The sequence below is a fragment of the Streptomyces sp. NPDC007917 genome (assembly GCF_042959105.1).
GTDB lineage: Bacteria > Actinomycetota > Actinomycetes > Streptomycetales > Streptomycetaceae > Streptomyces.
Map to the genome: position 1 here is coordinate 405,298 of NZ_JBIBKK010000005.1, position 22,843 is coordinate 428,140.

General features: G+C 72.3%; 15 protein-coding genes and 1 tRNA gene. 12 read left to right on the plus strand and 4 right to left on the minus strand.

Annotated elements, in window-relative coordinates; translation table 11 throughout:
• Positions 1-145: 145 nt before the first annotated feature.
• The 6 genes from pepN (at position 146) to narI (ending at position 11,520) form a co-directional block, all read left to right on the plus strand.
• Positions 146-2,800 (plus strand): aminopeptidase N, encoded by a 2,655-nt coding sequence (gene pepN / locus ACFZDL_RS12250; RefSeq protein WP_353592975.1) that lies wholly within the window; start codon positions 146-148, stop codon positions 2,798-2,800.
• A 377-nt stretch (positions 2,801-3,177) separates the two neighbouring features.
• Positions 3,178-4,215, plus strand: a complete 1,038-nt coding sequence (locus ACFZDL_RS12255; protein WP_353592976.1) for a tellurite resistance/C4-dicarboxylate transporter family protein — start codon at positions 3,178-3,180, stop codon at positions 4,213-4,215.
• 267 nt (positions 4,216-4,482) lie between these two features.
• Positions 4,483-8,250, plus strand: coding sequence for a nitrate reductase subunit alpha (locus ACFZDL_RS12260; RefSeq protein WP_391191002.1), 3,768 nt, complete (start codon positions 4,483-4,485; stop codon positions 8,248-8,250).
• Position 8,251: 1 nt separating this feature from the next.
• Entirely contained in the window at positions 8,252-9,910 is a 1,659-nt protein-coding gene (gene narH / locus ACFZDL_RS12265) for a nitrate reductase subunit beta (RefSeq protein ID WP_353592978.1), read from the plus strand.
• Between the two features lie 5 nt (positions 9,911-9,915).
• Positions 9,916-10,524 (plus strand): nitrate reductase molybdenum cofactor assembly chaperone, encoded by a 609-nt coding sequence (gene narJ / locus ACFZDL_RS12270; protein WP_353592979.1) that lies wholly within the window; start codon positions 9,916-9,918, stop codon positions 10,522-10,524.
• A 234-nt stretch (positions 10,525-10,758) separates the two neighbouring features.
• Positions 10,759-11,520 carry a respiratory nitrate reductase subunit gamma gene (gene narI / locus ACFZDL_RS12275; protein WP_353592980.1) on the plus strand — a complete coding sequence of 254 codons (762 nt, stop codon included), beginning with the start codon at positions 10,759-10,761 and terminating at the stop codon, positions 11,518-11,520.
• On the opposite strand, the gene ACFZDL_RS12280 is transcribed toward narI, so the two are convergent.
• Positions 11,462-12,013, minus strand: coding sequence for a MarR family transcriptional regulator (locus ACFZDL_RS12280; RefSeq protein ID WP_353592981.1), 552 nt, complete (start codon positions 12,011-12,013; stop codon positions 11,462-11,464). The genes narI and ACFZDL_RS12280 overlap by 59 nt on opposite strands.
• A 302-nt stretch (positions 12,014-12,315) precedes the next feature.
• Here ACFZDL_RS12280 and ACFZDL_RS12285 point away from each other — a divergent pair, with 302 nt between their 5' ends.
• The 5 genes from ACFZDL_RS12285 to pyk all read left to right on the plus strand — a co-directional run bounded on the left by ACFZDL_RS12285 (position 12,316) and on the right by pyk (position 18,085).
• Complete coding sequence (locus ACFZDL_RS12285) at positions 12,316-13,731, plus strand: aminotransferase class V-fold PLP-dependent enzyme (RefSeq protein ID WP_353592982.1); 1,416 nt, start codon at positions 12,316-12,318, stop codon at positions 13,729-13,731.
• Positions 13,728-15,170 (plus strand): SidA/IucD/PvdA family monooxygenase, encoded by a 1,443-nt coding sequence (locus tag ACFZDL_RS12290; RefSeq protein ID WP_353592983.1) that lies wholly within the window; start codon positions 13,728-13,730, stop codon positions 15,168-15,170. The genes ACFZDL_RS12285 and ACFZDL_RS12290 overlap by 4 nt, the downstream gene beginning before the upstream one ends.
• Positions 15,170-15,625, plus strand: a complete 456-nt coding sequence (locus tag ACFZDL_RS12295) for an NUDIX hydrolase (RefSeq protein ID WP_353592984.1) — start codon at positions 15,170-15,172, stop codon at positions 15,623-15,625. The genes ACFZDL_RS12290 and ACFZDL_RS12295 overlap by 1 nt, the downstream gene beginning before the upstream one ends.
• 160 nt (positions 15,626-15,785) lie before the next feature.
• On the plus strand, positions 15,786-16,499 hold the full coding sequence (locus tag ACFZDL_RS12300) for an SIMPL domain-containing protein (RefSeq protein WP_353592985.1): 714 nt from the start codon (positions 15,786-15,788) through the stop codon (positions 16,497-16,499).
• A 155-nt stretch (positions 16,500-16,654) separates the two neighbouring features.
• A complete protein-coding gene (gene pyk, locus ACFZDL_RS12305) occupies positions 16,655-18,085 on the plus strand; it encodes a pyruvate kinase (RefSeq protein WP_353592986.1) in 1,431 nt (476 codons plus the stop codon).
• A gap of 41 nt (positions 18,086-18,126) precedes the next feature.
• Here pyk and ACFZDL_RS12310 read toward each other — a convergent pair whose 3' ends face one another.
• Positions 18,127-18,906: a helix-turn-helix domain-containing protein gene (locus tag ACFZDL_RS12310; RefSeq protein WP_353592987.1), complete on the minus strand. Its 780-nt coding sequence runs from the start codon at positions 18,904-18,906 to the stop codon at positions 18,127-18,129.
• 87 nt (positions 18,907-18,993) lie between these two features.
• Positions 18,994-19,076, minus strand: a tRNA-Leu gene (locus tag ACFZDL_RS12315).
• Between the two features lie 90 nt (positions 19,077-19,166).
• Here ACFZDL_RS12315 and ACFZDL_RS12320 point away from each other — a divergent pair.
• Complete coding sequence (locus ACFZDL_RS12320) at positions 19,167-19,799, plus strand: ANTAR domain-containing response regulator (RefSeq protein ID WP_014180542.1); 633 nt, start codon at positions 19,167-19,169, stop codon at positions 19,797-19,799.
• Here ACFZDL_RS12320 and ACFZDL_RS12325 read toward each other — a convergent pair.
• Positions 19,762-22,722: a BTAD domain-containing putative transcriptional regulator gene (locus ACFZDL_RS12325; protein ID WP_353593069.1), complete on the minus strand. Its 2,961-nt coding sequence runs from the start codon at positions 22,720-22,722 to the stop codon at positions 19,762-19,764. The two genes, ACFZDL_RS12320 and ACFZDL_RS12325, sit on opposite strands and share 38 nt — an antisense overlap.
• Positions 22,723-22,843 lie beyond the last annotated feature (121 nt).

A 22,843-nucleotide genomic window follows, 5' to 3' on the forward strand; every position in this document is an offset into this window, starting at 1 on the left:
GAGCGGCGCCTGGCCGCGCCCTGACGCCCCCGGCACCCACCCACAGCCCCCGCGCACCACCCTCGAACCGCGACAGGACCCGACCGCGCCGCGCAACCTCTTCCCGGGCGTGTGACGTCCACAGGCAGTAGGGCAGCATGTCTCCATGTCCGTACTGACGCGCGACGAAGCGCAGACCCGAGCTCGCCTCATCGAGGTCCACCACTACACCCTCGACCTCGACCTGACCCGTGGCGACCAGATCTTCGGCTCCACCACCACCATCCGCTTCAGCGCGCGCCAATCGGACGTGGACACCTTCGCCGAGCTCAGTCCGGCCGCCCTGCACAGCGTCGTGCTCGACGGCCAGGAGCTTCCCCTCGCGGACGCCGAGCAGGTGATCGCCGACGGGCGGCTGCCGCTCACCGGGCTCGCCGAGGGCGAGCACGAGCTGCGCGTCGAGACGGACATGCGCTACTCCCGCACCGGCGAGGGCATGCACCGCTTCACCGACCCCGCCGACGGCGAGACGTACCTCTACACCATGTGCTGTATGTCCGACGCCAACGACGTCTTCGTCGGCTTCGACCAGCCCGACCTCAAGGCCGTCTTCGAGGTGCACGTCACCGCCCCGCCCGAGTGGACCGTCCTCGGCAACGGCATCGCCACCCGCGTCGGCGAGCCGCACGAGGGCCGCTGGCGGCTCGCGCCCACCCCGCCCATCAGCACCTACCTGCTCGCGCTGGCCGCCGGCCCGTACCACTCGGTGCGCACCGAGCACGCCGGGCTGCCGTTCGGCCTGCACGTACGCCGCTCGCTGGCCCCGTACCTCGAAGCCGACGCCGACGAACTCTTCGACATCACCCGCCGCTGCTTCGACCACTACCACGAGATCTTCGACGAGCCGTACCCCTTCGACTCCTACGACCAGGCGTTCGTCCCGGAGTTCAACTCCGGCGCCATGGAGAACCCCGGCCTCGTCACCTTCCGCGACGAATTCGTCTACCGCTCCGCCGTCACCGACGCCGAACGGCAGACCCGCGCCATGGTCATCGCCCACGAGATGGCCCACATGTGGTTCGGCGACCTGGTCACCATGAAGTGGTGGGACGACATCTGGCTCAACGAGTCCTTCGCCGAGTACATGGGCTACCAGACCCTCACCCAGACCACCCGCTACACCGACACCTGGGCCGACTTCGGCGTCCGCCGCAAGAACTGGGGCTACGACGCCGACCAGCGCCCCTCCACCCACCCCGTGGCCCCCGAGCCCGAGCAGGTCCCCGACACCGCCGCCGCCCGCCTCAACTTCGACGGCATCTCCTACGCCAAGGGCGCCTCCGCGCTGCGCCAGCTCGTCGCCTGGCTCGGCGAGAAGAACTTCCTCGACGGCATCAACACCCACTTCGCCCGGCACCGCTTCGCCAACGCCACCCTCGCCGACTTCATCGACTCCCTCGCCGAGGCCTCCGGCCGGGACGTGCACGCCTGGGCCGACCGCTGGCTGCGCACCACCGGCGTGGACACCCTCACCCCCGTGATCACCGCGAGCGGCGGCCGGTGGACCGCCGAGATCCACCACCGGGGAAGCCACGACGGAAGCCCAGCCGGAAACCCCGCCGGAAGCAACGGAGCCGGAGCCGGAGCCGGAGCCGGCGACAGCGCCACCAGCCGCCCGCACCGCATCGCCATCGGCCTGTACGACCACGAACCCGCCGCCCCCCACAAGCTCGTGCTGCGCGACCGCGTCGAGGCCGAGCTGACCGACGGCTCCTCGCTGACCCTCCCGTTCAGCGGACCCCGCCCGGACCTGCTGCTCCTCAACGACAGCGACCTCACCTACGCCAAGATCCGGCTGGACCCCGGCTCCTGGAAGACGGCCCTGCGCTCCCTGTCCGGCCTCCCCGACGCCCTCAACCGCGCCGTCGTGTGGAACGCCGCGCGCGACATGGTGCGCGACGGCGAACTGCCGCCCGGCGCCTACCTGGACGCCGCCCGCGCCCATCTCCCGCACGAGACCGACATAGCCATCGTCCAGGGCGTCCTGGCCTTCGCCCGCACCCAGATCGCCGACCGCTACCTCCCCGCCCCCCGGCGCGCCGCCGCCCTCGCCACCATCACCGCCACCTGCCGTGACCTGCTGCGCCGCACCGAGGACGGCTCGGGCCCCGGGCTGCGGCTCGCCGCCGTGCGCACCTTCGTCGACAGCGCCACCTCGGCCGCCGAGCTGAGCGACTGGCTGGATGGCGACACCGTCCCCGGCGGCCCGGCTCTCGACCCCGAGCTGCGCTGGCAGATCCTCCGGCGCCTCGCCGTCCTCGGCGCCGTCACCCCGGGCGACATCGACGCCGAACTCGCCCGGGACTCCAGCGCCACCGGCCAGGAGGGCGCCGCCCGCTGCCGCGCCGCGCTCCCCGACGCCGAGGCCAAGCGCGCCGCCTGGGCCGCGCTCTTCGACGCCGACGGCCCCGAGCTGTCCAACTACCTGGTCACCGCCACGTCGCTGGGCTTCTGGCAGCCCGAGCAGCACGCCCTGCTCGCCGAGTACGTCCCCGCGTACTTCCCGGCCGCCGTCGCCCTGGCCGCCCGCCGCGGCCCCGCCATCGCCGAATCGGTGGCCCGCTGGTGCTTCCCGACGACGGTGGACGAGGCGACCCTGCGGCTGGGGGAGGAGTGCCTGAGCGCCGACGACCCGGCCATGTCCCCGGCGTTCCCGGCGCTGCGCCGCCGCCTCGCCGACCAGATCGACGATCTGCGCCGGGCGCTGCACGTCCAGCGGGCCCAGGAGGAGGCGGCGGTGGCCGCGGGGGACAGGGGCTGAGCACCGCCTCCGGCGGACGGCGCTGTTCGGACGGCGCTGTGCGCCGGACAGGGCCTGGCCCCGGCGGCGGGGCGCCCGGGAAAGGCGCCCCGCACCCCGCCCGACCGCCGCGGCCGGCCACCCCACGCCCCCTTCCGAGGGGGCGTTCATCTGTTCGCGGCCCTGTTCGCGACACCTGTTCGGGCCGCCCGGTACGGCCGGGGCGGCCGGGCGCCCCGGCGGGTATCGGGTATCTCTGCATAGCGCCAAGCAATCACCAAGACGGCGTGGCCAGATCATGGGATGTCTTTGGCCGAACACGCCCCTGGCGAGATCCCGCCCGGCCGGACCACGGCGTCGGCGCGCCGGGCCGGTGGCAGCCTCCTGGCGTGATGTGGATGACACGTGTACGGGCGGACCGGGAGCTGCGGCCGGGCGGCTTCGCGCCGGTGATGGCGACCGGCATCGTCTCGCAGGGGGTCCGCGCCGCGGGCCCGCGATGGGTTTCCGACGGGCTGCTGGCGGCGGCTCTGGTGATGTACGGGCTGCTGCTGGTGGCCTGGGCGCGGCGGCTGACCGGGCACCGGAAGGAGGTGGCGGCGCAGCTGAGGGACCCGGCGAAGGTGTTCGGATTCTTCACCTTCGTCGCGGGCTCCGATGTGCTCGCCACCCGGCTGGCGGCCGGTCCCTGGCGGCCGGCCGCGGCGATTCTGCTGGCCGTGGCCCTGCCCGTATGGCTGGCCCTGATGTGGTGTGCGGCCCGGGTGGTGCGCGCGCTGGGGCCCGGCGGGGTGCTGCGGCACGTCGACGGCAGCTGGTTTCTGTGTGTGGTGGGCCTGCAGTCCGCGGTGATCGCGGGCGCCGCGCTGGAACCCCATCGGGCCCTGGCGGCGAAGGCGGCCGGCTGGGCCCTCGGCGTGGCGCTGTATGTCGCGGTGGCCGTGGCGGTGGCGAGCCGGATGGTGCGCCTCGGGATACGGCCGCAGGAGCTGTCGCCGCCGTACTGGGTCACGATGGGCGCCTGCGCGATCAGCCTGCTGGCCGGTGCCCGGCTCGTCCCGCAAGGGCTCGACGCCTCGCCGCCGGGGGACGTCGCCGCGGGGTTTCTGCTGGTCATGTGGGGCTGGATCACCTGTCTGGTGCCGGTGCTGCTGGCCGCCGGGATCTGGCGGCACCGGGTGCACCGGGTGCCGCTGGCCTATGAGCCGACCTGGTGGACGATCGTCTTCCCGCTGGGCATGTACGCCGTGTCCTCCGCCGCCCTGGGCACCGCCGAGGGGCCGCACCGCCTGGTGGCCGTGGGGCATGTGATGGCCTGGGCTGCCTCCGGGGCATGGGCGCTGGTCGCGATCGGCGCGTTGGGCGATCGTGGATTTGGCCAGATAAAGAGGTCAAGAAAAGGCAACGTCCGCCGTGCGGCGCCGCCCGGGCGGTGAGGAGGCCCGCGCCGTACCGATCAACCAGGCGCGTTTGATGCCTCGTCAACTTCCGTCAACTTTTGCCTTGCGGGCAAGACATACGCCTGAGGCAAGCATTGCAAAGTGCAAGAAAAAACAGTTTCAGGTGATGCTAAATGGCTGAAAGCGGTCAGACGGTGTGGCTGATTCGCGGGCAATGCTGTGGCGCGAACCGAAGCAGGTCATGTCCGCCGGCGGGGGAAACGGCGCCTGACCTGGCCCCCCACCCAGAGGAGTTGTTGGTCCGTGGCGCGTCGCACAACACGATCGGAGGTCGAGTCAGCCGCGTCAGCGGTGACCGAGCGCCTCCTGCGGGCCGGGGCGTCCCTCAGGCGCACCCCGACCACCCTGGACCTGCGGGCCGTGTACCGGACCGACCAGACCGTGGAGGACTCCCCGTACCGGGAGCGCTGGGCCCACGACAAGGTGGTGCGCTCCACGCACGGCGTGAACTGCACCGGCTCCTGCTCCTGGAAGGTGTACGTCAAGGACGGGCTGATCACCTGGGAGACCCAGCAGACCGACTACCCCTCGGTCGGCCCGGACCGGCCGGAGTACGAGCCCCGCGGCTGCCCGCGCGGCGCCTCCTTCTCCTGGTACACCTACTCGCCCACCCGGGTGCGCTACCCGCACGCCCGTGGCGTGCTCGTCGAGCTCTACCGTGAGGCCAAGGCGCGGCTCGGGGACCCGGTGGCCGCCTGGGCCGAGATCACCGGCGACCCCGACAAGCGCCACCGCTACCAGTCGGCCCGCGGCAAGGGCGGGCTGGTCCGCATCGGCTGGGACGAGGCGCTGGAGATCGCGGCGGCCGCCCATGTGCACACCCTGAAGGCCTACGGCCCGGACCGGATCGCCGGCTTCTCCCCGATCCCCGCCATGTCCATGGCCTCGCACGCCGTCGGCGCCCGCTTCATGTCGCTGATCGGCGCGCCGATGATCTCCTTCTACGACTGGTACGCGGATCTGCCCATCGCCTCCCCCCAGGTGTTCGGCGACCAGACCGACGTCCCCGAGTCCGGCGACTGGTGGGACGCCGCCTATCTGATGCTGTGGGGCTCGAACGTCCCGGTCACCCGCACCCCCGACGCCCACTGGATGGCCGAGGCCCGCTACCGGGGCCAGAAGGTGGTGGTGGTCTCCCCGGACTACGCGGACGCCACCAAGTTCGCCGACGAGTGGCTGCACCCCCACCCCGGCACCGACGGCGCGGTCGCCATGGCGATGGGCCACGTCATCCTCAAGGAGTTCTTCGCCGAGCGGGAGGTCCCCTACTTCACCGACTACGTCAGGCGCTTCACCGACCTGCCCTTCCTGGTGGACCTGGTGGAGCGCGAGCCGTCCGGACCCCGCGTCCCCGGCAAGTTCCTCACCGCCGCCGACCTGGAGGAGACCGACCCGGGCCTGGCCGCCCACGCCGACGAGGCGGCCCGGCGCTGGATGCCGGTGCTCTACGACACGGAAACCGACCGCCCGGTCGTGCCCAACGGCACCCTGGGCGACCGGTGGGGCAAGGGCGGCGAGGGCCGCTGGAACCTGGACCTGGCCGGCATCACCCCCCGGCTGACACTCCATCGAACCGCCGGAGCCGAAACCACCGAGACCACCCTGGTCGAACTGCCCCGCTTTGACGAGTCCGGCGCGACCGTCCGGCGCTCCGTCCCCGTGCGACGGCTCGGCGGGCGGCTGGTCACCACGGTCTTCGACCTGCTCATGGCCCAGTACGCGGTGGGCCGCCCCGGCCTTGAGGGGCAGTGGCCGACCGGCTACGACGACGCCTCGGTGCCCGGCACCCCCGCGTGGCAGGAGGCCATCACCTCCGTACCGGCCGCCGCCGTGATCCGCGCGGCCCGCGAGTTCGCGGACACCGCCGAGAAGAGCAACGGGCGCTGCATGATCGTGATGGGGGCGGGCACCAACCACTGGTTCCACTCCGACACCATCTACCGCTCGTTCCTCACCCTGCTGCTCCTCACCGGCTGCCAGGGCGTCAACGGCGGAGGCTGGGCCCACTACGTGGGCCAGGAGAAGGTGCGCCCCTTCACCGGCTGGCAGCAAATGGCCACCGCCGCCGACTGGGTACGGCCCTCCCGGCAGATGGCCGGCACCCCGTACTGGTATCTGCACACCGACCAGTGGCGCTACGAGCGGTACGGGGCCGACGCGCTGGCGTCCCCCACCAGCAGCGGCCTGTTCGCCGGCCGCCACACCGCGGACCTGGTCGCCCAGTCCATGCGGCTTGGCTGGATGCCCTCGTACCCCACCTTCGCCGCCAACCCCCTCGACCTCGGCCGCCGGGCGAAGGAGAGCGGACAGCCGGCGGGGGAGTGGATCGCCGGGCAACTGGCTGCGGGAGAACTGGACTTCGCCTGCGAGGACCCGGACGCACCCGAGAACTGGCCCCGCGTGCTGACCGTCTGGCGGGCCAACCTCATCGGGTCCTCGGCCAAGGGGAACGAGTACTTCCTGCGCCATCTGCTCGGCGCCCGCGACAACGCCACCGCCGAGGAGGCCCCGCCGGGCAACCGCCCGGCGGACGTCACCTGGCGACAGGAGGCGCCGCGCGGAAAGCTCGACCTCCTGATGGCGCTGGACTTCCGGATGACCTCCACCACGCTCTTCGCCGACCTCGTGCTGCCCGCCGCCACCTGGTACGAGAAACACGACCTGTCCAGCACCGACATGCACCCGTACGTCCACGCCTTCACCCCGGCGATCATCCCGCCCTGGCAGGCCCGCACCGACTTCGAGATCTTCCACGGCCTCGCCCGCAAACTGAGCGAACTCGCCGCCGGACGGCTGGAGAGCGCCCACGACCTGGTGGCCTGCGCCCTGATGCACGACACCCCCGGCGAGACCGCCCAGCCCGGCGGCACCGTCCCGGACTGGCGCGACGCGGCGACCGGCACCGTGACCGGCGCCGTGCCCGGCCGGAACCTGCCCGACTTCGCCCTCGTCGAACGCGACTACACCGCCGTCGCCGACCAGCTCGCCGCCTTCGGCCCGCTCGCCGAGCGGCAGGGCATGCGGGTCAAGGGCGTGGGCGTCGACCCCACCCCCGAGGCCGCCTGGCTCGCGGACCGCTGCGGCACCGCCGTACGGGGCGCAGCCAAGGGACGGCCACTGCTGGACACCGACACCAAGATGTGCGAGGCGATCCTCGCCCTCTCCGGCACCACCAACGGACGCCTCGCCGCGGAAGGGTTCCGGCAGCTCGCCGACCGCTGCGGCCCGGCCTCGGGCCTCACCGAACTCGGCGCCTCGGTGGCCGAACGCCGCGTGGTGTTCTCCGACACCCAGACCCGCCCCGTGCAGGTCGGCGCCAGCTTCGAATGGTCGGGCAAGGAGGCCCCCGACCGCCGCTACGCGCCGTTCACCATCAACACCGAACACCGCAAGCCCTGGCACACCCTCACCGGCCGCCAGCACTTCTACCTGGACCACGACTGGATGGCCGAACTCGGCGAGCAACTGCCCGTCTACCGGCCCCCGCTGGACATGGCCGCCCTCGGCGAGGCCCCGCCGCCCGGCACCCACGGCGCCGGCGGCGGTGACGGCCGCTCGGTCACCGTCCGCTACATCACCCCGCACTCCAAGTGGTCCATCCACTCCGAGTACCAGGAAAACCTGATCATGCAGACGCTGGCCCGCGGCGGCCCCGTCATCTGGCTCAGCGTCCCCGACGCCCAGGCCATCGGCGTGGCCGACAACGACTGGATCGAAGCGGTCAACGCCAACGGCGTCGTCGTCGCCCGCGCCGTGGTCTCCCACCGCATGCCCGAAGGCACCGTGTTCATGTACCACGTGCAGGAACGCCTGGTGAACGTGCCCAAGTCCGAGGCCACCGGCGGCCGGGGCGGCGCCCACAACGCCCTGACCAAGCTGCTCATCAAGCCCACCCACCTCATCGGCGGCTACGCGCAGCTCTCCTTCGCCCCCAACTACTACGGACCGACCGGCAACCAGCGCGACGCGATCACCGTCATCCGGCGCCGGTCCCAGAACGTGGAGTACTGACATGCCCCGCCGCCAGCCGTCCCGCCCCAGGGTGATGGCCCAGGTCGCCATGGTCATGAACCTCGACAAGTGCATCGGCTGCCACACCTGCTCGGTCACCTGCAAACAGACCTGGACCAACCGCTCGGGCACCGAGTACGTCTGGTTCAACAACGTCGAGACCCGCCCCGGCCAGGGCTATCCACGCGGCTACGAGGACCAGGACAAGTGGAAGGGCGGATGGCAGCTCAAGGGCGGCCGGCTCGTGCCGCGCAGCGGCGGCCGCGCCCGCCGCCTCGCCCGGCTGTTCGCCAACCCCGAACTCCCCTCCCTCGACGACTACTACCAGCCCTGGACGTACGACTACGACAACCTCACCACCGCCCCCCTCGGCGAGGACCTGCCCACCGCCCCGCCCCGCTCCCTCATCGACGGCCGCCCCACCGCCGTCACCTGGGGCCCCAACTGGGACGACGACCTCGGCGGCGGCCCCGAACACCTCGCCGGCGACCCCGTCCTGGTCAAAATGGCCGAGAAGGTCCGCCTGGAGTACGAGCAGGCCTTCATGTTCTACCTGCCGCGCATCTGCGAACACTGCCTCAACCCCTCCTGCGTCGCGGTCTGCCCCTCCGGCGCGATGTACAAGCGGGTCGAGGACGGCATCGTCCTCGTCGACCAGGACCGCTGCCGCGGCTGGCGGATGTGCGTCAGCGGCTGCCCGTACAAGAAGGTCTACTTCAACCACCGCAGCGGCAAGGCCGAGAAGTGCACCTTCTGCTACCCGCGGATCGAGGCCGGAGAGCCCACCGTGTGCTCCGAGACCTGCGTGGGCCGGCTGCGCTACCTCGGCGTGCTGCTCTACGACCCCGACAAGGTCGGCGAGGCCGCCGCCGTCCCCGACGAGAAGGACCTCTACGAGGCCCAGCTCGGCTGCTTCCTCGACCCCGACGACCCGGACGTGGTCCGCGCCGCCGAGGAGTCCGGCATCCCGCACGACTGGATCGAGGCCGCCCGGCGCTCCCCGGTCCACGCGCTGATCAACAAGTACAAGGTGGCGCTGCCGCTGCACCCCGAATACCGCACCATGCCCATGGTCTGGTACATCCCCCCGCTCTCCCCGGTCGTGGACGCGCTCACCGCCACCGGCCACGACGGTGAGGAGCCGGCCAACCTCTTCGGCGCCATCGACGCCCTGCGCATCCCCGTCTCCTACCTCGCCGAACTGTTCACCGCCGGCGACCCGGAACCGGTCGAGGCGGCCCTGTGCCGGCTCGCCGCCATGCGCAGCCACATGCGGCACATCAACCTCGGCGAGGAACGGGACCCCGCGATCGCCCGCGCGGTCGGCATGGACCAGGAGACCATCGAGGCCATGTACCGGCTGCTCGCCCTGGCCAAGTACGACGAGCGGTACGTCATCCCCACCGGCTACGCCGCGGGCTCGGGCAGCGACGGACCCACCGACACCTGCAGCCTCGACGCCGACGGGCTGCCCGGCATGATGCCCGACGGCTTCCCCGGCGCCGACGACTTCCACGCCCCGCCGGTACCCGCACCCGCCGGAGCCGGAGCGGGCACCGGAGCCGGAACGGGGCTCGCCGGCCGGCTCAACCTGCTCAACTGGAACGGCCGCGGACGCCCCAGCGGACTGTTCCCGCGCCGCGCCGAAGAGCAGGGATGACGCCCATGAGTCCGCTGAACCCGGCCGGCCCGGCCACCCCCGCCGTGCACCAGGCCGCCGCCCTCCTCCTCGGCTACCCCGACCAGCACTGGCCCGCGCGCCTGACCCTGGTACGCGACGCCCTCGGCGAACTGACCGGCCCCGGCACCGCACCACTGCTGCGGTTCTGCGCCGCCGTACAGGACATCTCCGTACTCGACCTGGCCGCCCGCTACGTCGTCACCTTCGACCGCAGCCGGCGGCGCACCCTGCACCTCACCTACTACACCGACGGCGACACCCGGCGCCGCGGCGGCTCGCTCGCCGAGTGGAAGGCCCGCTACCGCGCCCACGGCTGGGAGCCCCCCGAGGACGAACTGCCCGACCACCTGCCCCTGGCCCTGGAGTTCGCCGCCCGCTGCCCCGCCCCGGGGGCGCGGCTGCTGAGCGAACACCGCCCCGCGATCGAGCTGCTGAGAATGGCCCTGACCGACCACGACAGCCCCTACGCCGACGTGCTGCGCGCCGTCTGCGACACCCTGCCCGGCCCCTCGCCCGCCGACCGCGCCACAGCCCTGGCGCTCGCCCGCAGCGGACCGCCCGCCGAAGCGGTCGGGCTAAGTGGTCTGGGGTAGGGCCGGGCGGCGTCGCGTGCCGATGGGCGGCGCCTGGCCGCACCCCGCTCGTCGCACGCAGCGCCGCTGCGCTCTCCTCACGGGGCACGCCCATGCTTGCCCCTCGACCCTCCCCCTAGGCCCTGGCGGGCCTGGAGGGACCCCCTCCTTCTTCCACCCGGCCCTACCCCAGACCACTACCCCCTTCGCCGCCGCCCCCCAGCGCGCCGGCCACCTTCCGGGAGGAACCGGCCGATGAACCACCTCAACATCGCCCTGTGGGGCGTGCTGCCCTACCTCGTGCTCGTCCTCTTCGCCGCCGGCGCCGCCTGGCGCTACCACTACGACCGCTTCGGCTTCACCACCCGCTCCAGCCAGCTGCACGAACACCGCCTGCTGAGCATCGGCGGCCCGCTCTTCCACTTCGGGCTGCTGTTCGTCGCCGCGGGCCACGTCGTCGGCCTGATCGTCCCCGAATCGCTGACCGAGCGGCTGCGCGTCAGCGAAGGGTTCTACCACGCCAACGCGCTGCTCGTCGGCGGCACCGCGGGCCTCGCCACCGCCGCGGGCCTTGGGCTGCTGCTCTACCGGCGGCTGCGGGTACCGGCCGTACGGGCGGCGACCAGCCGGAGCGACCGGCTCGTCTACCCGGTGCTCGCCGCCGTCCTGCTGGCCGGGCTCACCGCCACCGCCACCGGCGCGAGCGCGGACGCCTACGACTACCGGCAGGGCGTGTCCGTCTGGTTCCGCAGCCTGTTCACCCTCGACCCCGACGTCCCGGCCATGGCGCACGCCCCCCTCGTCTACCGGCTGCACGCCCTGCTGGGCCTGGCCCTGTTCGCGCTGTGGCCCTTCAGCCGGCTCGTCCACGCCTTCGCCGCCCCCCTCGGCTACCTGGCCAGGCCGTACGTGGTCTACCGCTCCCGCACCCCCGCCCGGCCGTACCGCCACCCGGCGCTCACCGGTCCTGACGGCGCGGACGCACCTCCCCGGAAGCGGCGGCGAGCACCTCGCTGACCCGGGCCGGCCCCGCCCCGGACGGGCCCGCCGCACGCAGATCCGGCTCCTCCGCCACCGCGTTCAGCGCCCGCAGGCCACGGGCAAGACCGGCCCGCGCCTCGGCGGGCAGCCGCTCCACCAGGACGGAGATCTCGGCGCGCCGGTAGTCCAGCACCCGCGCCACCACCTCCGCGCCCCGGTCGGTCACCCGCAGCACCACCTCCCGGCGGCTGTCCGGATTGGCCCGCCGGTCCACCAGGCCCAGCGACTCCAGCCGGCCCACCGTCCGCATGGCGGTGGACGGGTTGACCCCGAGCCCGGACGCCAGCGCCGCCAGCTTCGCGGGGCCACAGCTGTCCAGCACCACCAGGGCGCGCAGCTGCGTCGCCGTCAGCGTCTCGTCGACCGAGGCGAGCGCCCGCGCGGAGATCGCCACCAGCAGCCGCGAGGCGGCCATCATCGAGGCGATGACCTCTTCGACCAGGCCGCTGTCGTCCGGCTGCCTGTCCACGGCGCCCCCCGGCCCGCTCGACGTTCCTGTGCCGGGCATCCTACGGAAACCGGCGCCGCGCTTCACGCCGCCGCGATCAATTCACGCGCCACCACTACCACGTACGAGTGGACCTGTCGCGACGACAGGCCGAACCGCTTGCGCGCGAAGTACTTTAGGGCCTGTTCAGAGGTTACGCCCGTCCCGCGCGCCCGGTCCGCTCACCGAGGCTGTGAGACCCGCCCCCGCGCGGCCCGGCGCTGCTTTTGAGCCATCGCCCAGGACCGCTCTCCCTGCCCGACCTCGAAACGAGGGGCACACCCATGCCTGTGCCCGCTTCCGCGACCGCCCGCCTCCTGGCCGGTGGTATCGAAGGCCCGCGCGCGCTCCGCCCGATGCTCGACACCGTCATCGACGCCCTCGCCACCGGCGCCGCCGACCGCGGCGGCCCCCTCCCACCCGGCGGCCCCCGGGCCGTCGCCCGCCGCGTACGGGCCGCGGCCGAGCCCGTCCTCCCCGCCGTCGGCACTGGCGCCCACCAGGCCCTGCACACCCTCGTCCGGGCCCTCGCCGCGGGCGCCGCCGACCCCGCCGAGCCGCACTGCACCGCCCATCTGCACTGCCCGCCCCTCGCCGTCGCGGCCGCCGCCGACCTCGCCGCCAGCGCCCTCAACCCCTCCCTCGACTCCTGGGACCAGGCCCCCGCCGCCGGCGAACTCGAAACGCTCACCTGCCGCGCCCTGGCCCGGCTCGTCCACCCCCACCGCCCGGCCCCCGACGCCCTCGTCACCACCGGCGGCACCGAGGCCAACCAACTCGCCCTGCTGCTCGCCCGCGAGGCAGCCCGCACCGCGGGCGCCACCGCCCCCCTCCGGATCGTCTGCGGCGCCAACGCCCACCACAGCGTCCACCGCGCCGCCTGGCTCCTCGGCCTCCCCGCGCCCCTCACCATCCCCACCCCCACCGGCGTCCTCGACCCCGCCCGCCTCCACGACACCCTCGCCGCACTGCCGCGCCCACCCCACCCCGTGCTCGTCGTCGCCACCGCCGGCACCACCGACACCGGCGCCATCGACCCCCTGCCGCACATCGCCGACCTCTGCGACCACCACCCGGCCACCCTTCACATCGACGCCGCCTACGGTGGGCCGCTCCTGTTCAGCGACACCCTCAAAGCCCGGCTCGACGGCCTCGACCGGGCCCGGACCACCGCCCTCGACCTGCACAAACTCGGCTGGCAGCCCGCCGCGGCCGGCCTCCTCGCCGTCCCCGACAGCGCCGTCCTCGCCCCGCTCGCCCACCGCGCCGACTACCTCAACGCCGACGACGACACCGCCGGCGGCCTCCCCGACCTCCTCGGCCGCTCCCTGCGCACCACCCGCCGCCCCGACATCCTCAAAATCGCCGTCACCCTGCGCGCCCTCGGCCGCCGCGGCCTCGGCGACCTCGTCGAACGAGCCTGCGCCGCCGCCCAGCACCTCGCCGACCTCATCGACGCCCGCCCCGGCCTCGACCTCTACGCCCGCCCCGCCATCAGCACCGTCCTCTTCCGGCCCGCCGGAGCCGACCCGGCCACCGTCGCAGCCGTACGACGCCGCCTCCTGCGCGAGGGCCGGGCCGTCCTCGGCCGTGCCACCACCCGCGAAGGGCTCTGGCTCAAGGCCACCGTCCTCAACCCGCACACCCAGCCCAGCGACCTGCGGGCGCTGGTCGAACTCGTGGAAGGCAGCACCCCATGAGCACCGCCCAACCCCCCACCCCCGCCGCCGGACCCGAACAGCCCCTGGACCTCGCCGGTGTCGGCATCGGACCGTTCAACCTCTCCCTGGCCGCCCTCGCCCACGGCATCCCCTGCCTGCGCACCGCCTTCTACGACATGCGCCCCGCCTTCCACTGGCACCCCGGCCTCCTCGTCGACGGCGCCACGATCCAGGTCCCGTTCCTCGCCGACCTCGTCACCCTCGCCGACCCGACCAGCCCCTGGTCCTTCCTGAACTACCTCAAGACCCACGAACGGCTCTTCCCCTTCTACATCGCCGAGCGCTTCCACATCGAACGCGCCGAATACGACGCCTACTGCCGCTGGGTCAGCCGCCACCTCCCCGGCCTCCACTTCGGCCACCAGATCGACGCCGTCCGCTGGAACCACGACCACCTCCTCTTCGAACTCGACTTCACCGAACTCGACGCCGCCGGCGAGGCCCGCCACATGGGCCGCAGCTACGCCCGCGCGCTGGTGCTCGGCGTCGGCACCGAACCCCACGTCCCCGCACCCCTGTGCCCCCTCGTCGACGCCCCCGGCGTGCCCGTCATCCACTCCGCCGACTACCTCGAACACCGCGAAGAGCTGCTGACCACCGGCCATGTCACCGTCGTCGGCTCCGGCCAGTCCGGCGCCGAGGTCTTCCTCGACCTGCTCCGCAACCGGCCCCCGGGCGCCGAAGGCCTTCACTGGCTCACCCGCACCCCCGCCTTCGCCCCCATGGAGTACAGCAAGCTCGGCCTCGAACACTTCACCCCCGACTACGCCCGCTACTTCCACGCCCTGCCCGAATGCGTACGCGACCAACTGCTGCCCCGCCAATGGCAGCTCTACAAGGGCATCGCCCACGACACCATGGCCGAGATCCACGACGAGCTCTACCGCCGCACCCGGCACGGCGGCTGGCCCGACGCCGTGCTCACCCCCGGCGTCACCGTCCGCACCGCCGGCCGCACCGCCGCCGCCCGCCTCGAACTCCACCTCGAACACGTCCAGCAGGGCACCCGCAGCCGCCACACCACCGAAGCCGTCGTCCTCGCCACCGGCTACCGCGAACGGCGCATCGACACCATCATCGCCGCCCTCGACCCCTACATCCGCCGCGACTCCCGCGAGCGCCCCCGCATCGACGAACACCACCGCATCGTCCTCGACCCCCTCGTCAAGGGCCCCGTCTACGTCCAGAACGCCCAGCGCCACGCCCACGGCGTGGGCGCCCCCGACCTGGGCCTCGCCGCCTGGCGCTCCGCCGTCATCCTCAACTCGCTGACCACCGAGCCCGTCTACGCCCTCCCGCCCCGCACCGCCTTCACCACCTTCGGCCTCCAGCCCACCCACCCCGGCACCACCGGCGGACACCTTCCCGAACAGCGCGACAGCTTTCGATCATCCGACGCCCAGGCCATCCTTGGGTGATGGCCAACAGACAACTCCGAGTCGCCGCCTACGCCGTCTGCATCCAGGACGGCAGAATCCTCCTCGCCCGATGGGTGGGGCCCGACAGCAAACAGTGGACGATGCCCGGCGGCGGCATCCGGCACGGCGAGGACCCGTACGACGCCGCCATCCGCGAGGTCGAGGAGGAGACCGGCTACACCGTCGAGATAGACGACCTCCTCGGCATCGACTCCGTCCACCACCGCTACGCCCGCCGCCGGGGCCGCGACGCCGACTTCCACGGCCTCCGCGTCGTCTACACCGCGCATGTCGTCGGCGGGCAGCTGCGCCACGAGACCAACGGCTCCACCGACCAGGCGGCCTGGGTCGAACTCGACCGGGTCGCCGAGCTGCCCCGGGTCCCGCTCGTGGACATCGCCCTGTCGCTGCACCGGACCCGCCCCGCCCAGGGCCGGGTCCAGACACCCGCCTGACGCGAGACGTCGGCGACCGGCTCACAGACGCCTACGATCGGCCACCACCGCGAGAACGCCACCGCAAGAACGCCGCCCCGAACGACCATCCTCGGCACAAGAACCCTCGGCACAACCACCCACCCCGAGAACCTCCAACCCGCGCGCAAGGAGCCACCCCATGGACCACGCCTCCCCGCAGCCCACGACCGCCGTGCCCTACGGCACCCCCGAAACCCCGCGCGTCGCGGTCCGCGGCGAGGCCCGCCTCGAAGTCGACCCCGAGATCGCCCGTCTCGGCATCACCGTCAGCGCGCGCGGCAGCGACCGCCGCACCGCCCTCGAAGACCTCACCCGCCGCAACGCCCAGGTCCTCGACCTCGTGAAGTCCTACGGCCAGGCGGTCGAGAAGCTGGAGACCGGCTCCTTCGCCATCACCCCGCAGCTCACCGCCAAGGGCCGCCACGAGCGCATACACGCCTACCACGGCCGCGTCCACCTCTCCGCCACCGTCGCCGACTTCACCGCCCTAGGCGAGCTCACCACCCGCCTCGCCGACCTCGAACTCACCCAGGTCCACGGCCCCACATGGGGCCTGCGCCCCGACTCGCCCGCCCACGCCGAAGCGCGCCGCCAGGCCGTACGGGAGGCGGTCCAGCGCGCCCGTGAATACGCGGGCGCGCTGGACGCCCGGCTCACCGCCCTCGTCGAGCTGGCCGACCTCGACGCGGAGGGCGCCGACCAGCCCTACCCGGTCGCCTACGGGGCGGCCCCGCGCTCCGCCGGCTACGGCGGCGCGCCCCAGGCCGCCCCCGCCCTGGACCTCGAACCCCAGCGCCAGACCGTATACGCACAGGTCAACGCCCGTTTTACGATGTCGCCCCCGCAGCTTTGAGCGACCCGCGCACGGACGTGCGCGGGTCACATAAACCGCTCATCAGAGCACGCCCGCGCACGTTTCATTAGTTGTCGACGGCCGGCCACCTAAAGGCCATGGGGGAGTGGCTGGTTCCCGGTTCTTTACCCGCGGGTAAGTCATAGGCTCGCCGCATGCGCCGAGCAAAAATCGTCTGTACTTTGGGACCCGCAACCGACTCGTACGAGCAGATCAAGGCACTCGTCGAAGCCGGAATGGACGTGGCCCGCTTCAACCTCAGCCACGGCACGTACGCCGAGCACGAGGAGCGTTACCGGCGAGTCCGAAAGGCCTCGCTCGAAACCGGTCGCAGCGTCGGCATCCTCGCCGACCTTCAAGGTCCGAAGATCCGTCTCGGCCGCTTCCGCGAAGGCCCCGTACTCCTTGAACGCGGCGATGAGTTCACCATCACCGTCGAACCGATCGAGGGCGACCGCCTGCGCTGCGGCACCACCTACAAGGGCCTGGCCACCGACGTCAGCCGGGGCGAGCGCATCCTCGTCGACGACGGCCGGGTCACCCTTGAAGTTGTGGACGTCGAAGGCCCCCGCGTGCACACCATCGTCATCGAAGGCGGCATGGTCTCCGACCACAAGGGCCTCAACCTCCCCGGCGTCGCCGTCTCCGTCCCCGCCCTCTCCGACAAGGACGTCGAAGACCTCCGCTGGGCGCTGCGCACCGGCGCCGACGTCATCGCCCTGTCCTTCGTCCGCAACGGCAACGACGTCATCGATGTCCACCGGGTCATGAAGGAAGAGGGCATCCGGCTCCCGGTCATCGCCAAGGTCGAGAAGCCCCAGGCGGTCGAGAACCTCGAAGGGATCGTCGACGCCTTCGACGGCATCATGGTCGCGCGCGGCGACCTGGGCGTGGAGATGCCGCTGGAGCAGGTGCCGATCGTCCAGAAGCGCGCGATCAAACTCGCCAAGCGGAACGCGAAGCCGGTCATCGTCGCGACTCAGATGCTCGACTCCATGATCGAGAACTCCCGCCCGACCCGCGCCGAGGCCTCGGACGTCGCCAACGCGGTCATCGACGGCACGGACGCGGTGATGCTCTCCGGCGAGACCAGCGTCGGCAAGTACCCCATCGAGACGGTCAAGACCATGGGCCGCATCGTCGCCGCGGCCGAAGAGGACATCCTCGCCAAGGGCCTCCCCCCGCTCACCGAGCGCAACAAGCCCCGCACCCAAGGTGGCGCGGTCGCCCGCGCGGCAGCCGAGATGGGTGACTTCCTCGGCGCGAAGTTCCTGGTCGCCTTCACCCAGAGCGGCGACACCGTCCGCCGCCTCTCCCGCTACCGCTCACCCATCCCCCTCCTCGCCTTCACCCCCGAACCCGCGACCCGCTCCCAGCTGAACCTCACCTGGGGCGTGGAGACCTTCCTCGGCCCCATGGTCGACTCCACGGACGAGATGGTCGCCCAGGTCGACGAGGAGCTTCTGCGGATCGGCCGCTGCCAGAAGGGCGACCTCGTCATCATCACCGCCGGCTCCCCGCCCGGCGTCTCCGGCTCGACGAACCTGGTCCGCGTGCATCGGATTGGCGAGGCGGACTCGCGGTAGGGGGTGATCCGGGCCGGAGTGCGGGGTGTGCTGTGTGCGGCTCAGTACTTCGGCCCGATGTGGGTGTCCATGAGGGCGACGGAGGCGCGCTTGGCGACGGAGATGTTGAAGGGGTCGCTCCCTCGGGCCAGGGTGGACCATTCGACGCCCACCTTCGTCAGGGTGTCGGAGCACAGCTTGCGGATGTCGTCGGACTTGTTGGCGAAGAAATACCGGGGATACTCGTAGCGCTTCTGTTTCCCCGCGACCATCCGCGTGGTCCAGTTGATGATGCGGCAGCCGTCGGAGTGGAAGAGCCCGCGTATGAAGTCCCAGGGGAACTCGTCGGCTATCTGCTGCTGCCAGGCTTCGAGGGTGATGGTCCGCTCGTGTTTCTTGCCCGGTCCGTGTTGCGGGAACATGCAGGTCCAGTGCCTGGTGTAGGACTTCACCTCGGTGCAGCCCTTCTTCTGCCGGGGGCGGACGCTGGGCGCGGGCATCACTTTCCGCATCGCCTCTTCGGCGCCCTCGATCAAGCCGGGCCATGCGTCGGCGCAGTAGATCGACAGATGGTGTTGCTTGGGCTTGGAGACGATATGGCCGTCGCCGAGGTAGAGGCCGAGCAGATAGGAGTAGGCCTGGTGGTCGAATGCGCGGCCCGTGCACTGGGGACAGTCGGTGGGCCGCTCGAAGATCTCGCCCTGCAGCTTCCGGTCTTCGTGCCGCCACCAGCCGACAGTCCCGCGCGGCACCCCGAGGCGCTCGGCCACCTCGCGATTGGGGACCCCTTGCCGCATCAGTGCGACGGCCTCATGGCGGGCCGACGGAGCGTACTGAGTCATGTACTGAGCGTCGCACAGTCAACGGCGAAGGGACGGCCGTTTCCAGGGCGTTCATGCGAAGGGGAAAATCCGCTTGCGGATCGCGAGTACCGGGTGCGGGATTCGAACCCGCAAGCCCTCTCGGGCAGAGGTGTTTGAGACCTCCGTGTATACCATTCCACCAACCCGGCCGGTGCAGCGCCGACAGCTTACCGTGTGGGAGACGATCTCGTCTCGCAGGTAGGCTCAAGAGGCAGCACCTGCCATGAACGAGGAGCCACGTGAGCACCACTGACGCCCCCGACGCGCAGTCGCACGTCCCCCCGCACACCACCCGCGTGGTCATCGCCGAGGACGAGGCCCTCATCCGCCTCGACCTCAAGGAGATGCTCGAGGAGGAGGGGTACTCCGTCGTGGGCGAGGCGGGCGATGGCGAGACGGCCGTCGCGCTCGCTCAGGAGCACCGTCCCGACCTGGTGATTCTCGATGTGAAAATGCCGGTCCTCGACGGGATCTCCGCCGCCGAGCGGATCGCCGCCGACCGTATCGCCCCGGTCCTCATGCTCACCGCGTTCTCGCAGCGCGAGCTGGTCGAGCGGGCCCGGGACGCGGGGGCGATGGCCTATCTCGTGAAGCCGTTCAGCAAGAGCGATGTGGTCCCGGCCATCGAGATGGCGGTTTCGCGGTTCACGGAGCTGAAGACGCTGGAGAAGGAGGTCGCCGACCTCGCCCAGCGCCTGGAGACCCGCAAGCTGGTCGACCGCGCGAAGAGCATTCTGCAGACGCAGTACGGGCTGACCGAGCCCGCCGCGTTCCGCTGGATCCAGAAGACCTCGATGGACCGCCGGCTGTCCATGCAGCAGGTGGCCGAGGCGGTCATCGAGGACGCGGCGGAGAAGAAGCAGCAGCAGTAGCGGAGGCAGGGGCGAGCTCGCCGAGGAGCGCCCGTACGTCCTCGGCCTCCGCCGTTCCCAGCCGCTCATGGATGGCGAGCGCCTCGCGCCAGCACGCCTGGGCCCGGTCGGCGTGGCCGAGGTCGGTCAGAGCCTTGCCGAGGACGGTCAGGACGGTGGCGCGCCGCCATTCGCCGCCGATGACGCCCAGGGCGAGAGCCTGCTCTGCGTGCGCGGCGGCCTCGGCCGGATGGTGCATGGCCAACCGGGCCTCCGCCAGCCGCTGATGGGTCAGCCCCTCCCACAGGCGGTGTCGGCTCGCGGTGAAGATCTCGAGCGCGACCAGGAGCTGTTCGACCGCTTTCTGTCCCTCTCCGGCCTGGGCCAGTGCGACCCCGAGTGCGTACTTTCCGTTGGCGAGGCGCAGGGTGAGGCCCAGGCTCTCGTACAGGGTGACTCCCTGCCGGGCCAACTGGACGGCATCGGCTGTGCGGCCCAGCGCGAGGTGGACCCGCGACAGTGAGCACAGTGCGCCCGCTTCGCCTGCTTGGTCGTGGATGGCGCGGAAGGCGTGGATCGCCCCGCGCAGGTGGCGCTCTGCCTCCTCGGCCCACCCCAGGGTGAGCGCGGTGGCGCCGCGCTGGCTCAGCACATGGCCGCCGATGCCGATGTCCTGGGCCCGCGACTGCGCGTCCAAGGCGAGCCCGGCTTGTTCGTCCGCCTGCTCGTACTCGCCGCGCAGGCTGAGCGCCCGGGACAGGGCGGTGCGGGCGCGGCCCTCGGCCCGGCTGTCTCCGGCGGCCTCGGCGGCCGTGCTGAGGGTGTCGGCCACGGCTTCGTACTGGCGGATGTGGGCTCCGGACTCGGCGAGGTCAAAGGCGGTCAGGAGCAGGTCGGCCGCGCGGCGCAGCGCCGTGTCGGAGGCGGGGGCGGACGCGGTCTGGGCGACGCAGGCGAGCAGGCAGTCGGCTTCGCGGTAGAGCCAGTCGAGTGCGGCGGTCCGGTTCGGGAAGTCGAGGCCGGTGTGGTCGGTGGGCGTCAGGTGGTTGACGAGGCGGTCGCCGGGCCGCTCTTGGGCGTAGGCCCGGGCGGCGGTTGCGAGGTAGAAGTCGAGGAGGCGGGAGAGGGCCGCGTCCCGGTCCTCCGGTGGCTGCTCGTCGCGCTCGGCGCAGGCCCGTGCGAAGAGGCGTACGAGGTGCTGGTAGCGGTAGCGGCCGGGGGCGGCGGAGTCCAGCAGCGAGGTGTCGACAAGGGACTCCAGCGCATCCTCGGTGCTGTACACATCCATGCCGAGCAGGGCTGCCGCCGCCTCGAGGGAGATGTCCGGACCGTCTGCGAGCCCGAGCAGCCGGAACGCGCGGGCCTGGTACGGCTGCAGCTGCCCGTAGCCCAGCTGGAAGGTGGCCGTGACCGCCAGGTCGCCCGCCCGCAGCTCGTCGAGCCGCCGCCGTCCGTCGGCGAGCTTGGCGGCCAGGACGGACACGGTCCAGGTGCGGCGCGCGGCGAGCCGGGAGGCGGCGATACGGATGGCCAGGGGCAGAAAGCCGCAGGCGGCGACCACGTCCAGGGCGGCTTCGCGCTCCGTGTGGACCCGCTCCTCGCCGACGATGCGGGTGAAGAGGGCGAGTGCTTCGTCGGGGCTCATGACGTCCAGGTCGACCAGGTGGGCGGACGCCAGGTCGACCATGCGGATGCGGCTGGTGATGATGGTGGCGCAGCCTTCGGTCCCGGGCAGCAGCGGTCGTACCTGGGCGGCGTCGCGGGCGTTGTCGAGGAGGACCAGGACGCGGCGGTCGCCGAGGAGGGAGCGGTAGAGGGCGGCGCGGTCCTCGAGGCTGTCGGGGATGTCGGAGTCGGGGGTGCCCAGGGCGCGCAGGAAGGAGCCCAGCACCGTTTCGGGGGCGGCGGGGGTGGGGCTGCCGCCCTGGAGGTCGGCGTACAGCTGTCCGTCGGGGAACTGATGGCGCACGGTGTGCGCCAGGTGGACGGCGAGGGTGGTCTTGCCGACGCCGCCGATTCCGGCGAGGGCCGAGATGGCCGTGATCCCGCCTCCGGCTGTGGCGAGCTGTTCGGCCAGCTCGTGGACGAAGGCGGCGCGCCCGGTGAAGTCCGGGACGGTGGCGGGGAGTTGCGCGGGCCTCGGCGGCCGGGGAGCCGGGGTGTGTTCCGCGGGGGCCGCGAGGGCCGTATCGGCTTGGAGGATGCGCTGTTGCAGATCGCTGAGGTCCGCTGACGGGTCCACGCCCAGTTCTTCGGCCAGCAGCCGCCGGGTGTCCGCGTAGACGGCCAGGGCCTCTGCCTGCCGTCCGCTGCGGTAGAGCGCCAGCATCAGCAGCTCGCGCAGCCGCTCGCGCAGCGGGTGCGTGGCGGTCAGCGCGGTCAGTTCGGAGACGGCCTCTGCGTGGAGGCCCAGCTCCAGGTCGAGGTCGAGCCGCGTCTCCAGCAGCGACAGTTGCCATTCCACGAGGCGGGCGCGTTGTGTCTCCGCGTATGGGCCGGGCAGGTCGGCCAGCGGTTCGCCGTCCCACAGCGCCAGTGCCTGGTTGAGCAGCTCGCGGGCGCGCGCGGCGTCCCCGGTGTGCCGTGCCTGCTCCGCCTTGGTGGCCAGTTCCTCGGCCACCTCGAGATCCAGCGCCCCTCCCTTGACGTGGATCGCGTATCCGCCCGATTCGCTGACCAATACGTCCGGTCCGAAGGCCTTCCGTAGCCGTGAGGCGTAGGTTCGCAGCGCGGCGATGGCCGCGTGGGGAGGTTCATCGCCCCAGAGCGCGTCGATCAGCTCGGAGGCGGTCGCTGTCCGGCCGCCGCGCAGCAGCAGCGCGGCGAGCAGTGCCCGCTGTTGCGGGGAGCCGGTGTTGAGCGGCACCTCGTCATGCCAGACCCGGACCGGGCCGAGCACGGAGAAGCGTAGCTGTTCGGGATGGCCCGGTCCGTGGAGCACGATTGCGGGTGGTCGGGGGGCGGGCGGCTGGGGGGCTGGGGGAGCCGATGCCGGGGTGGGGGGCTCGGGCGTAGGCGTGGGCTGGTCCTTGGGGGTGGGGGCCAGGGCGCGCAGGACGTCCAGC

Bases quoted from the DNA above. Each gene is read 5' to 3' on its own strand.
- ACFZDL_RS12285 (WP_353592982.1), top strand. From the start codon at position 12,316: ATGCCTGTGCCCGCTTCCGCGACCGCCCGCCTCCTGGCCGGTGGTATC.
- narJ (WP_353592979.1), top strand. From the start codon at position 9,916: ATGAGTCCGCTGAACCCGGCCGGCCCGGCCACCCCCGCCGTGCACCAG.
- narI (WP_353592980.1), top strand. From the start codon at position 10,759: ATGAACCACCTCAACATCGCCCTGTGGGGCGTGCTGCCCTACCTCGTG.
- narH (WP_353592978.1), top strand. From the start codon at position 8,252: ATGCCCCGCCGCCAGCCGTCCCGCCCCAGGGTGATGGCCCAGGTCGCC.
- pyk (WP_353592986.1), top strand. From the start codon at position 16,655: ATGCGCCGAGCAAAAATCGTCTGTACTTTGGGACCCGCAACCGACTCG.
- ACFZDL_RS12295 (WP_353592984.1), top strand. From the start codon at position 15,170: ATGGCCAACAGACAACTCCGAGTCGCCGCCTACGCCGTCTGCATCCAG.
- pepN (WP_353592975.1), top strand. From the start codon at position 146: ATGTCCGTACTGACGCGCGACGAAGCGCAGACCCGAGCTCGCCTCATC.
- ACFZDL_RS12290 (WP_353592983.1), top strand. From the start codon at position 13,728: ATGAGCACCGCCCAACCCCCCACCCCCGCCGCCGGACCCGAACAGCCC.
- ACFZDL_RS12310 (WP_353592987.1), bottom strand. From the start codon at position 18,906: ATGACTCAGTACGCTCCGTCGGCCCGCCATGAGGCCGTCGCACTGATG.
- ACFZDL_RS12300 (WP_353592985.1), top strand. From the start codon at position 15,786: ATGGACCACGCCTCCCCGCAGCCCACGACCGCCGTGCCCTACGGCACC.
- ACFZDL_RS12255 (WP_353592976.1), top strand. From the start codon at position 3,178: ATGACACGTGTACGGGCGGACCGGGAGCTGCGGCCGGGCGGCTTCGCG.